At 41.7% G+C, this 12,131-nt stretch carries 13 protein-coding genes; 5 read left to right on the plus strand and 8 right to left on the minus strand.

Annotated features, from left to right (window positions below; translation table 11 throughout):
- The first annotated feature begins 14 nt into the window (after positions 1-14).
- The 3 genes from NAF17_RS04980 to NAF17_RS04990 all read left to right on the plus strand — a co-directional run bounded on the left by NAF17_RS04980 (position 15) and on the right by NAF17_RS04990 (position 2,773).
- Positions 15-692 carry an ABC transporter ATP-binding protein gene (locus NAF17_RS04980; RefSeq protein WP_252756877.1) on the plus strand — a complete coding sequence of 226 codons (678 nt, stop codon included), beginning with the start codon at positions 15-17 and terminating at the stop codon, positions 690-692.
- 13 nt (positions 693-705) lie between these two features.
- The gene (locus NAF17_RS04985; protein ID WP_252756878.1) at positions 706-2,052 is read left to right on the plus strand and encodes a TolC family protein; all 1,347 of its coding nucleotides are present in this window, start codon (positions 706-708) and stop codon (positions 2,050-2,052) included.
- 115 nt (positions 2,053-2,167) lie between these two features.
- Entirely contained in the window at positions 2,168-2,773 is a 606-nt protein-coding gene (locus tag NAF17_RS04990) for an outer membrane beta-barrel protein (protein ID WP_252756879.1), read from the plus strand.
- A 53-nt stretch (positions 2,774-2,826) separates the two neighbouring features.
- On the opposite strand, the gene NAF17_RS04995 is transcribed toward NAF17_RS04990, so the two are convergent.
- The 6 genes from NAF17_RS04995 to NAF17_RS05015 all read right to left on the minus strand — a co-directional run bounded on the left by NAF17_RS04995 (position 2,827) and on the right by NAF17_RS05015 (position 7,751).
- The gene (locus tag NAF17_RS04995; RefSeq protein ID WP_252756880.1) at positions 2,827-3,279 is read right to left on the minus strand and encodes a hypothetical protein; all 453 of its coding nucleotides are present in this window, start codon (positions 3,277-3,279) and stop codon (positions 2,827-2,829) included.
- Between the two features lie 231 nt (positions 3,280-3,510).
- Positions 3,511-3,753: a DUF3667 domain-containing protein gene (locus NAF17_RS18275; RefSeq protein ID WP_370340638.1), complete on the minus strand. Its 243-nt coding sequence runs from the start codon at positions 3,751-3,753 to the stop codon at positions 3,511-3,513.
- A 187-nt stretch (positions 3,754-3,940) separates the two neighbouring features.
- Entirely contained in the window at positions 3,941-5,200 is a 1,260-nt protein-coding gene (locus NAF17_RS05000) for a nucleoside permease (RefSeq protein ID WP_252756881.1), read from the minus strand.
- 169 nt (positions 5,201-5,369) lie between these two features.
- Positions 5,370-5,969 (minus strand): bifunctional nuclease family protein, encoded by a 600-nt coding sequence (locus NAF17_RS05005; RefSeq protein ID WP_252757478.1) that lies wholly within the window; start codon positions 5,967-5,969, stop codon positions 5,370-5,372.
- A 36-nt stretch (positions 5,970-6,005) separates the two neighbouring features.
- The gene (locus tag NAF17_RS05010) at positions 6,006-6,983 is read right to left on the minus strand and encodes an electron transfer flavoprotein subunit alpha/FixB family protein (RefSeq protein ID WP_252756882.1); all 978 of its coding nucleotides are present in this window, start codon (positions 6,981-6,983) and stop codon (positions 6,006-6,008) included.
- 27 nt (positions 6,984-7,010) lie between these two features.
- Complete coding sequence (locus NAF17_RS05015) at positions 7,011-7,751, minus strand: electron transfer flavoprotein subunit beta/FixA family protein (protein ID WP_252756883.1); 741 nt, start codon at positions 7,749-7,751, stop codon at positions 7,011-7,013.
- Between the two features lie 75 nt (positions 7,752-7,826).
- Here NAF17_RS05015 and NAF17_RS05020 point away from each other — a divergent pair, with 75 nt between their 5' ends.
- Complete coding sequence (locus NAF17_RS05020) at positions 7,827-8,171, plus strand: tetratricopeptide repeat protein (protein WP_252756884.1); 345 nt, start codon at positions 7,827-7,829, stop codon at positions 8,169-8,171.
- Between the two features lie 118 nt (positions 8,172-8,289).
- Here NAF17_RS05020 and dnaB read toward each other — a convergent pair whose 3' ends face one another.
- Entirely contained in the window at positions 8,290-9,858 is a 1,569-nt protein-coding gene (gene dnaB, locus NAF17_RS05025; protein WP_252756885.1) for a replicative DNA helicase, read from the minus strand.
- Between the two features lie 281 nt (positions 9,859-10,139).
- Here dnaB and rlmB point away from each other — a divergent pair, with 281 nt between their 5' ends.
- Complete coding sequence (gene rlmB / locus NAF17_RS05030; protein ID WP_252756886.1) at positions 10,140-10,910, plus strand: 23S rRNA (guanosine(2251)-2'-O)-methyltransferase RlmB; 771 nt, start codon at positions 10,140-10,142, stop codon at positions 10,908-10,910.
- A gap of 116 nt (positions 10,911-11,026) precedes the next feature.
- Here the strand turns inward: rlmB and NAF17_RS05035 are convergent, their stop codons facing one another.
- The gene (locus NAF17_RS05035; RefSeq protein WP_252756887.1) at positions 11,027-12,112 is read right to left on the minus strand and encodes a mannose-1-phosphate guanylyltransferase; all 1,086 of its coding nucleotides are present in this window, start codon (positions 12,110-12,112) and stop codon (positions 11,027-11,029) included.
- Positions 12,113-12,131: the final 19 nt, after the last annotated feature.

The raw sequence follows: 12,131 nt of genomic DNA on the forward strand, positions 1-12,131 counted from the left end.
CACAATAATTAAACATGTTATCACTTCAGCATATTTCAAAATATTATCAGGTAGGCGGAAACAAGAATTTCGTTATAAACGATATCAGTCTTGAGGTCGAGCAGGGCGAATTTGTATCCATCATGGGCCCCTCGGGTTCGGGTAAATCAACCCTTCTGAACATCATAGGCATGCTTGATGAACCGAGCGATGGTTTCCATTACTTTGTTGACCAGGCCATGCATCAGCTTAAAGAGAAACAACGTGCCGCCCTGTATAAACAATACATCGGCTTTGTTTTTCAGGCGTATCATTTAATAGATGAGCTTACCGTTTATGAAAATATCGAAACTCCATTAATTTACCAGGATGTAAAAGGATCGGAACGTAAGGCCATGGTTGCCGATATGTTGGATCGTTTTAACATTGTAGGCAAAAAAGATCTTTTCCCTGCGCAATTGTCGGGTGGTCAACAGCAGTTGGTAGGTATAGCCCGCGCGCTTATTGCTAAACCCAAAGTATTGTTGGCCGATGAGCCCACCGGTAACCTTAACTCTAAACAAGGAGAGGAGATCATGGAATTGTTTCGTAAGCTGAACAAGGAGGACGGCGTTACCATTATCCAGGTAACACACTCCGAAAAAAACGCGGAATACGGATCGCGTATTATTAACCTATTGGATGGAAGGGTAGAATCTTCCAGGAAATTCTGAACTATAAATCAAAATGCGATACTTTAAATTTTTACTTTTTAGCTTAATAACCCTTGCGCCTTCACTGGCACACAGCCAGGCTGTAGATAGCGTACTTACCCTAAGGCAATGTATCGACATTGCCTTAAAACATAACCTTGATGTACGTAAAAGCGAACTAATATTACAATCTGCCAAAGTTGATAAGAACCAGGCTAAAGAAAACCTCTTACCAACTTTAAACGCACAGGTAGACCATGGTATAAATAATGGACGTAGTGTTAACCTTGTAGATTACAGTTATGTAAACGCATCAACAAAGTTTGCCAGCTACAATGCCAATGCAGATTTGACGCTATTTAACGGTCTGCAAAACCTTAATCGCATTAAGCAAACCTCACTTGCATATAAAGCCGGTGAATTGGACCTGCAACAGGCTAAAGACTTGGTTACTATCAATACCATTACCGCTTATTTACAGGTATTAAACAACACTGAGGCCTTGTCACAAGTGCAAAACCAGATAGAGGTTTCTAAGAAACAATTGGATAGGTTGCAGATACTTGAAAACCAGGGAGCCAACAAACAACCAAACGACTTTACCGATCTTAAAGGGACCTACGCGGATAACCAAGTAAGCTACGTTAACCAAAAGGCTACGCTTCAAACATCTAAACTTAATTTGTTGCAGATCCTAAACATCCCATACAGGCCGGATATTGTATTCGAAAAAATCTCAAATGCAGATATATTTCAGCAAACCGGTACTTCAGAAGATATTTATCAAACTGCACTAAATCAACTGGCTTATGTAAAGGCAGCCATATTGCGCAGGCAAAGTGCCGAAAAGGGGGTGTCTGCAGCGAGGGGTGCTTTATCACCAACTGTATCGTTATTTGCCGGCCTAAATACCAATTATTCAAGCGCTACCACTATGAAGGATAACAGCAATGCTACAATACCCTATGGTAATCAGTTAAAAACCAACTTTAATAACAACTTTGGTGTAAGTGTAAGGATTCCGATCTTGAACTATTTTCAAAATCGTAACAAGGTAACGCTGGCGAAAATTGACCTGCAATCGTATAAATATGTAGAGGAGAACACAAAAATACAGTTGCGACAGAACGTTGAGCAAGCCTATCTAAATATGAGTAATGCCCTTGAGCGTTACAAAGCTTTACAAGATCAGGTTGCAGCGTACAAAGAATCTTTCAGGATAGTCGAGATCCGTTTTAACGCGGGTGTGCTTAATTCTGTAGAATTTGTACTATCCAAAAATTACCTGGACAGGGCAAACCTAAATCTGATAAACGCACGTTACGATTGCTTTATCTTCAACAAAATATTAGACTATTATCAGGGGCGTTTATCACTATAATTTGACACTAACTCTTTTAAACAAGAATATCCGGCCTTCGTAATTGTTGTGTGCCGGATATTTGCTTTAAAAACAATTGCTAATTTAGCACGTTAAAACATTAAAATCATAAACCATGAAAAAATTAGTACTTACATTAGGCTTATTTGTAGCCGTAGTAACCGCAACGCAGGCACAGGTATTACCCAGTGTACAATTTGGTGTTAAAGGCGGTGTAAACTTATCAAGTTTATCAAATTCCGGTAGCGTTTTCAGCAGTAGTAACCGAGCCGGTTACCTTGGTGGTATTTGGGCGCGTTTTGGTGCATTGGGTTTTAATTTTCAACCGGAACTTTATGTAACAAGCAAAAATGTCGATATCAATTCCAGTAATGGTTATTCAAGTTCTGCCAAATTTACAAGTATAGATGTACCGTTATTATTCGGTGGTAAGATTGGTGCATTTGGTTTGGGTGGCAGGTTCTATGCGGGCCCTCTTATGTCTTTTGCGATAAACAGGGATGGTAACTCTTTTGGTTCAGCAGCAGGTAATGCGATAAATCTTCGCTATAAAGACGCAAATTTTGCCGCTACTATAGGTGCTGGTGTAGATATTAGAAGAATATCTATTGATTTGCGTTACGAAGCTGGTTTTACCAAACAGGAATACATTGATGGACCAAACAGTGTAAAAACTCGTGTAAGCTTATTTAACCTAAGCTTAGGTTACGCGTTCTTGTAATAGAGAATTAAATAAAACAGAAAAGGTCCCTACATATCGGGACCTTTTCTGTTTTATACTGTAGTAACCGCGGTAATAATAAGTATGATAAAAAAGCTTAACTTAAACACAAAGGTGTAAATGATAGATAACCCAACCATTTTGCTCACCGTGCGCCAGCGGTTGCGATTATAAACCACACGCAACGAACGATAGATACACCAGATGATAGTAAAAGTTATTACCGCGTTTATTACATCAACAATACCACTCAGGCTATTGGGTAGTATTAAGCCGATAAGTATTGTGACTTTTAAAAATAAGAATAGGTAGCAATGCAGGTATATGGCGTAAATGATATGTTCTACATAAAGCTTATGATTCTTTAATATCAGCGCGAATAGGGGCAACAGCAAGAACATTATTTTAGGGTCATTGTGCTTAAAGCCCTCCTGTAAAATATCCTTTGCTTTTTTACCTTGACCTTTCCAGTCGTCGTTCTTTTTAATAAGGTACCACTCCAGCATATTGTCCCGTCAATCGGCATAAAGCTTAGCTTAATTAATAAGATAATCGTCGTAAGTTGCAAACTTGTCTACGTTTTCGGAGCTAAAAAAATGTGAACCTGCCTTCTTCATCGGTATTGCGCGCTTTTAATTTTGTATAATCCTTCTCCATATCGGCGTTTATTTCTTTCGCTGATGTATCTGGCACAAAAGCCTTTATCTTTTCAGATAGTAACTTCTTTTGTTCGGCGTTTAGGTTTTTATTGGCATAGATGCCTTTATAAATAGCTGTTTTAGCTTTATCACTGGTTTTTTGCCCCGTTTTTTTTTATCGTCGCTTATTTTGTCCTTTTCATGCTTATTGCCCTGAAAAAATATCACAAAAAATATTAGGCTAATAAAAATGTACATTTTAACCCGATGAAGATATTGTGCACGGCGGCCGGCCAGATATCCTTTTGTAAGGTGCCCGGGTTTTAAAAACAGCGGCCTCATCGTATGAAAAAACTAGTAATCGAAATGGAAGTAATCGCTTACGGTATGGTTTAGCATGTGGCCAAAGCTTTCTTTGATTTCCAGGTTTTCCTGGCCGTAGTTATGGCAAAATTTACCTTCTAAGATGGCCGCAATTGAGGCAGTCGTTCTATTTACGGTAATGTTTTTTCATATGGGTTGATAGGGCTTAGGCGTGTTCTATAGCATGTTTTAAAGCCGCATTGTGCTTGTATCTAAAAACAAAAGGGAAGATCACCGCAACAACCAATGCATATGCAGCAAAGGTTAGCCAGATGCCGTGCCAGTCTTTAGTTTGATCGGCATGGGTAAAAAACTTATCTATAAGGTAGCCGCTGGCAAAGCTTCCAAACAAAGCACCGAAACCGTTTACCATCATCATAAACAAACCCTGCGCGCTGCCGCGAATCTCCGGTGTGGTTTGAGTTTCCACAAATAACGAACCAGAGATGTTAAAGAAATCGAACGCCATACCGTAAACGATACATGACAATACAATCATCCAAAGCCCGTTGGCCGGATCACCAAAGGCAAAAAGGCCAAAACGTAATACCCATGCCAGCATACTGAAAAGCATTACATACTTAATGCCGAACTTACGCAGAAAGAATGGTATGGCCAGGATAAACAGCGTTTCGGAGATTTGTGAGATGGACATGATAATTGCCGGATATTTTACCGGAACCAGGTCTTTATAACCCGGAAACTTTGCAAAGTCGTGTATGTAGGTATCACCGTATGCATTGGTAAGCTGTAATGCTGCCCCTAATAATAATGAGAAGGCAAAGAATATAGCAAATCTTGGGGTTTTAAATAGAGCGAATGCATTTAAGCCCAACAGATTGGCGAATGATTTATTGCCCGTACGCACTGCAAACGGCCTGCATTTAGGTAGGGTAAACGCATATATGCCCAAGCATAATGACACAGCAGAAGCGATGTAAAACTGGTTGGATGAAGTTTCGTTATGGGTTAAGCTAACCGTCCATAAGGCTACAATGAAGCCTATTGTACCCCAAATACGAATTGGCGGGTACTCTTTAACAATATCTATGTTGTTGTTTTTTAATGCGGAGTACGCTACCGTAATGGATAAGGATAGGGTAGGCATGTAGAACATCATGTTTAACAGTATCACCCAAAAGAATGTATTTGGGTCTTGTACCAAAGGCAGGCAAAATAAAGTTGCCGCGCCTAAAATGTGCATAATACCATACAATTTTTCGGCATTTATAAATCTGTCTGATATGATACCGGTAATTGCGGGCATAAAAATGGAAGCGATACCCATTGTAGAGAAAATGGCGCCAAACTGCGCTCCCGACCATTGTTTGTTTTGAAACCAGTATGCCCCAATGGTGAGCAGCCACGCCCCCCATATAAAAAATTGCATAAAATTCATCAGTATTAAGCGAAACTTAATATTCATACAGCACTGGTTTAAATAATTAATAGTTAAAAAAATAAAGGCTGAAAATAATGAAATAAAGCGATATGAGAAAGGCTTAAAAGCGAGTGTAAACCGCCATTAAATCACAAAAAAACGCCCGTGAAAGTAAAAGAGGAAGCTACCTTACAGATGACTTCCTCTTTTTGCTTTATGAAGATTTTCTCTTCGTCAATTCGTCCCTGATTTTGGCGGCCTTTTCATAAGCCTCTTCGGACAGCGCCTGTTGCAGCATATTTTTTAGTTCGTCCTCGCTCAAAGTCGTATATGCCCCGGCGGCAGATGTACGCGTTTTTTCTTCAGGCGTTTCGCTAATGTTTTCCAGGTATACAAAGTCATTACCTTCTATCACTATACCAGCTGTAGACAGGATAAACTCGTAGGTATAAATAGGGCATTCAAACCTTACCGATACCGCTATGGCATCAGAAGTACGGGCATCTATCTCCACCGTCTTTTTACCGTCGAAGCAGATCAGTTTGGAATAGAAGATCCCATCAATCAGGTTATAAATAATAATCTCCTGCACGGTAATATTAAAAGCCTGGCCTAAGCTCTTGAACAGGTCATGAGTTAGGGGGCGGCTTGGTGTCATCTTCTCTATCTCGATAGCTATGGCCTGCGCCTCGAAGCTGCCTATAATGATAGGTAACCTGCGGCGGCCGCTAATTTCACCTAACACCAATGCGTATGCGCCCGACTGGGTTTGGCTGTAGGAAAGGCCTACAATATCCAGCTTAATTTTTTTTATGTCGTTACCCATCACAGCGATATCTTATCTTATTTTTTAAGCTGATGCTTTATACTCTTTAACAGCAGCAATTAATTTTGGCAATACTTCAAACGCGTCGCCAACTATGCCATAATCAGCTACCTTAAAAAACGGCGCTTCGGCATCTTTGTTTATTACTACAATAACTTTTGAAGAACTAACCCCGGCAAGGTGCTGAATAGCGCCCGAAATGCCTATCGCAATATACAAATTTGGACTGACAGCTATGCCGGTTTGCCCAACGTGTTCGCTATGGGGCCTCCAACCCGAGTCTGACACCGGTTTTGAACAGGCAGTTGCCGCCCCCAACAGATTAGCAAGTTCTTCTATCATTCCCCAGTTTTCGGGGCCTTTCATACCACGGCCGGCAGATACCACGATCTCTGCATCAGGTAACGATACCTTGTCGGTAGAGCGTACAATATCTTTGATCATCTCTTTAAAATCAGATGCTTTGGCTTCCACGATAAAGTCTTCAACCGGGGCAGCAGATCCGCCTTTAACAATTTTATAAGAATTTGGTGTTAGGGCGATAACTTTATTGGCAGAAGTTAACTCAACCACAGCAAAAGCTTTACCCGAAAAGGCGTTTTTTTTAACCGTGAATTTGCCACCATCCTGTACAGGTAAAGCAACAGCGCCATCGGCAACACCGGCTTGCAGCTTAACACCCAAACGGGGGGCAAGGCCACGACCGCTGAACGAGTTTGACAATACTACAATATCTGCACCGTTGGCTTTAGCAGCTTCGGCTATAATTGATGCGTAGGCCTGGTTTACAAAGTTCTTAAGTTTATCGTTGCTTACGTTTAAAACCTTTTCGGCACCGTAGTTACCTAAAGCGGCTAATTCATCATCAGCAACATCGCCGATTGATATGGCAACAAGGTTGGCGTTATTTTGAGCGGCTATTGCCTTAGCGTATGATATAGCCTCAAAAGTTGATTTTTTGAATTTGCCCGCCGCGTTTTCCGCATATATTAAAACTGACATAGTAGAATATTAATGTTAAAACTTTAATTATATAACCCTTGCTTCGCTATGTAACAGATCTACCAGTTTGGCGGTATCATCTGCCGAAATCAAATTAACCTGGCCGCGTGAGGCAGGGGTTTCATAACTGATGATCTCTGATAATGTGTCTACCGCTACAGGCTCAACCACGGTTAATGGTTTGGTTCGGGCGCTCATGATACCACGCATGTTGGGTATTTTAGGCTCAGCAACACCCTCGGCACAACCGGCTACGAAGGGAAAAGGGATAGAAATTACTTCTTTACCACCCTCGATCTCGCGTTCAACAGTTGCTTCGCTTTCGGTAGCATCCAATTTTTTGATGATGGATACTGATGGCAGATCCAATAACTCTCCAAGCATGCCGGCAACTTTAGAGCCGTTGTAGTCGATAGACTCGCGTCCGGTCAGGATCAGATCGAACGGATTTGCTTTAACATATTCAGCTATTTGATAAGCCACAAACCAGGCGTCATGTGCTTTGGCATTGATACGTACCGCATCAGTAGCACCAATAGCCAGTGCCTTGCGGATGGTAGCCTCGGTGTTAGCTTCGCCAACGTTGATAACGGTTACGCTGCCTTTGCCGCCATCGGTTAGTTCGATAGCACGTGCCAGCGCGATCTCGTCGTACGGGTTTAAAATGAATTGGACCCCATTTGTATTAAATTGGGTGTTATTATCTGTAAAGGTTATTTTTGTAGTGGTATCCGGAACATTGCTGATACATACCAGTATTTTGCTCATTATAATTGATTTATATTTTACAGGTATTTGTAATTAGGACACTGCAAATTTAAGTTAAAAAAGAGAGAGTTTAAAATGGATACAAGCAGATTAGATAAGCTATTAGCGTTTATACAGAACGAACCAGAGGACGAATTTTTAAAATACGCGCTGGCTACTGAATACCTGCGCCTTAACGATACCGAAAAGGCACTGAGTTATTACGAAGACTTGGTTAATAACCACCCCGGCTATACCGGTACTTACTACCACCTGGGCAAATTATACGAGGCCCTAAACCGCAAAAGCGACTCAATTACAATATACGAAAAAGGAATGGAAATAACAAAAGCCAAACGCGATATGCACGCCTTTAGCGAACTGCAATCGGTTTATCGCTCTGCGAAGGGTTTTGAGGAAGATGATGATGACGAATATTAGGAGAGGGCCAAGAAATTAAGAATCAAGAGCCAAGAAAAAAGAACACTAAAAGTAAAGCCCGTTTAATAGTTAAACGGGCTTTTTTGTCTTGATTCTTATGTCTTGATTTCTTTTTTCTTTAAAACGGCGGTTCATCATCAATATCATCCATTCTTGATGGGCGTATGATAAAGTTGCTCGGTTTGCTGTCAAAATCTTGCGATGGACTAAGGCCTGCGAAAGCATTAGTAGCGCCCGGCGCACCGAAGCTATTCATGCCCTGATCAAGGTCTGTGAATTTCACATATTTACCAACGAATTTCAACCTGACTTTACCGGTTTCACCGTTACGGTGCTTGGCGATAATAATCTCACCAACGCCCTGGGTAGGGTTGTTGTCCTCATCTACATCCAGTCCGTAGTATTCGGGGCGATAAAGGAACAGTACCATATCCGCATCCTGCTCAATAGATCCCGACTCACGTAAATCTGATAGCATTGGCCTTTTAGAACCACCCGGCCTGTTCTCAACTGCACGACTTAGCTGCGACAGCGCAATAACCGGTACGTTCAATTCTTTAGCCACAGTTTTAAGCGCACGCGAGATACTACCAATCTCCTGCTCACGGTTACCGCCACCACCTTTACCTTCAGCCTTGCCCTGCATTAGCTGCAAGTAGTCAATGATGATTAGCTGGATATCATGCTGTGATTTTAAACGACGGCATTTAGCGCGGAACTCAAATATATTTAGCGATGGGGTATCGTCGATAATTAACGGCGCAGCCTCTAAACGGCCAATTTTTGAGTGGATCTGTTGCCATTCCCATTCTTCTAAAGTACCCTTACGGATTTTCTCTTGCTCAATTTCGGTTTCGCCGGATATCAAACGATTAACCAATTGTACTGAAGACATCTCCAGCGAGAACACCACCACCGGTTTATCAAAATCAACAGCGGCATTACGCGCGCAACTTAGTACAAACGCTGTTTTACCCATCGCGGGGCGGGCAGCTATAATTACCAGGTCGGATTTTTGCCAGCCCGAGGTCATACGGTCAAGATCTGTAAAGCCGGATGGCACACCCGTTAAACCGTCTTTTTTATCTTTCAGTGCCTCAATGTCTTTTAATGCTTCGTGCACCAGGTCGTCCATCTTACGCGAATCGCGGCGAAGGTTATTTTGGGCAATCTCGAAAAGGTTTTTCTCGGCCTTGTCAAGCATATCCAGCACGTCGCTGGTATCTTCATAAGCCGAATTTATAACATCTGTTGAGATGCGGATCAGCTCACGCTGAATATATTTTTGAATAATGATCCGCGAGTGATACTCAATATTGGCAGCAGATGCTACACGGTTAGTTAATTCGGTAATATAATATGCGCCGCCTATCATTTCCAGTTCGCCTTGCTGGCGTAATTGCGCGGTTACGGTAAGGATGTCTACAGGCGATGTTTTCTCGAACAGTACGCTTATAGCGTTAAATATTTTCTGGTGCTTAATCTCGTAAAAAACTTCGGGCTTCAGCACATCTATAACCGATGAAAGGGCGTCTTTTTCAAGCATCAGGGCGCCAAGTACGGCTTCTTCAAGGTCTAAAGCTTGCGGCTGTAGCTTGCCGTTACCAGCAAAAGATTGCGGATTTGTGATCCTGCTTCTGCGGTCAGTATTCTGTTTATAATTAGGGGTATCGTTCTCAAAATTCATGACATACAAAAATATATAAAAAATGTTCTTGCCTGTTTTTAATTAGTTAACAAATGAGTTTTCCACATAATGAAAACATTATCAGGGCTATAAATTTCGATGGTAGTAATTAACATCAAATGTGTATAACGTGTTAATATCGTTGTAAGTATCTCATTTATATGGGTGTTGATAAATGTAAGCCTATGTTAGGCATTGTTAACACTGATGCTAATCCTTCTACTTAGATAACCATAAAATGAGTTAATATCCCTATTTTTGGCAAAAATAATTTTATTAAAATGGCATATAATTCTAAACCTCCACCACGCGAAGGCAATCAGATGGTTTTTGGTATAAGAGCAGTGATTGAAGCGATATTGGCAGGTAAAGAAATTGAGGCTTTATATACACAACGTGGTTTAAGCGGGAGCCTATTAACCGAGCTGCGCGATGTAACTACCGAATATAATATTACAGCCCAGCAAGTACCGGTAGAAAAACTGAACCGCATTACCATGAAAAACCACCAGGGTGTTATCGCGTTTATTTCACCAATCATCTACCAGAAAATAGAAAACATTATTCCCGAAGTATTTGAAAGGGGCGAGGTGCCTTTAATATTGGTATTGGATAGTATTACAGATGTACGCAATATGGGCGCCATAGCCCGTACCGCTGAGTGTGCTGGCGTACATGCTATTGTTATCCCGGGCAAAGGCTCGGCGCAGATCAACCCCGATGCGATAAAAACATCGGCAGGTGCATTGTACAAGATTCCGGTTTGTCGTCACGATAACTTCATGCAAACCGTTAAATTTTTACAGGAGTCGGGCTTACAGTTAGTTTGCTGTACCGAGAAAACCAACGACTATATTTATGCGCCGGACTATACCGCACCAACGGCAATTATCATGGGGTCTGAAGAAGACGGGATCCGCAACGATATCATCCGCATCAGCGACCACCTGGCTAAGATCCCGATGTTTGGCGAAATAGAATCGCTAAACGTATCGGTATCAACAGGGGTGATATTATATGAGGCCATAAGGCAGCGCGAAGCGGGAAAATAGAAGCAAGAAATCAAGAATCAAGACTGAAATTACGCATTATTAAAAAGCCCGACTATTATGTAGCCGGGCTTATTTATTGTCTGGATTCTTGGATCTTATTGTCTTAACATTCTCCTCTAAATGTATTTCGTTCCAAACTTGCTCTTAACATCAGCAACTACTTGCTTGATGTTTTGCTCCTGGTCGCGTGGGCAAATCAGGAGGGAGTTGTTAGATTCCACCACGATGTAATCGTGCAGGCCTTGTAATATCACCAGCTTATCGCCTGGTACATTTACCATACAGTTGCTGCTATCGTACATAATTACTTTTTCTGACGGGATAACCGCATTGCCTACATAATCCTTATCGGCAAGCTGGTAAATAGAAGCCCAGGTACCCAGATCGCTCCAGCCAAATTCTGATGGGAGTACGTAAACGTTTGATGCTTTCTCCATAATGCCATAATCGATAGAGATATTGATACAGCGCTGGTAAACCTTGTGTACAAATGCTTTCTCCTGATCGGTATTGTAAACCGAACGGGCTTCCGCAAAGATCTCATGCATTTCGGGCAAGTGACTGTCAAATGATGCAACAATAGCCTTAGCCGACCATACAAAGATGCCGGCGTTCCACAGGAAGTCGCCGCTTTGGAGGAAGGTTTTGGCTATCTCAACGGTAGGCTTCTCTGTAAAGGTTTTTACCTTGTGGAAATCGTCGTTAAGCGTTTGATCAGTATATTGGATGTAACCATAACCGGTATCAGGTCTTGATGGCTTAATACCAAGAGTGATAAGGCAGTTATTTTCTGACGAGGTCTTTAAAGATTTTTCGATGGCAGCAACGAAAGCTGCCTCATCCAGTATCAGGTGATCTGATGGCGCTACAACGATGGCGGCATCAGGGTTCATGCTTTCTATCTTAAAACAACCGTAAGCCACACAAGGGGCGGTGTTACGCATCACAGGTTCTGTCAGGATCTGCTGATCGGCCATGCCCGGTAATTGTTCTTTAACCAGGCTGGTATAATTCTCGTTGGTTACAACGTATATATTTTCGGGAGGGCACACTTTAAGAAAGCGGTCGTAGGTGTTTTGGATAAGTGTTTTGCCGGTTCCCAAAATATCTATAAATTGTTTTGGGTGCGATGCTCTGCTGATTGGCCAAAAACGACTGCCAATTCCGCCTGCCATAATGATGGCGTAGTAATTTTTATTCATTGTTTGTGTAATAGATTTT

Source organism: Mucilaginibacter aurantiaciroseus, from assembly GCF_024055595.1.
GTDB lineage: Bacteria > Bacteroidota > Bacteroidia > Sphingobacteriales > Sphingobacteriaceae > Mucilaginibacter > Mucilaginibacter aurantiaciroseus.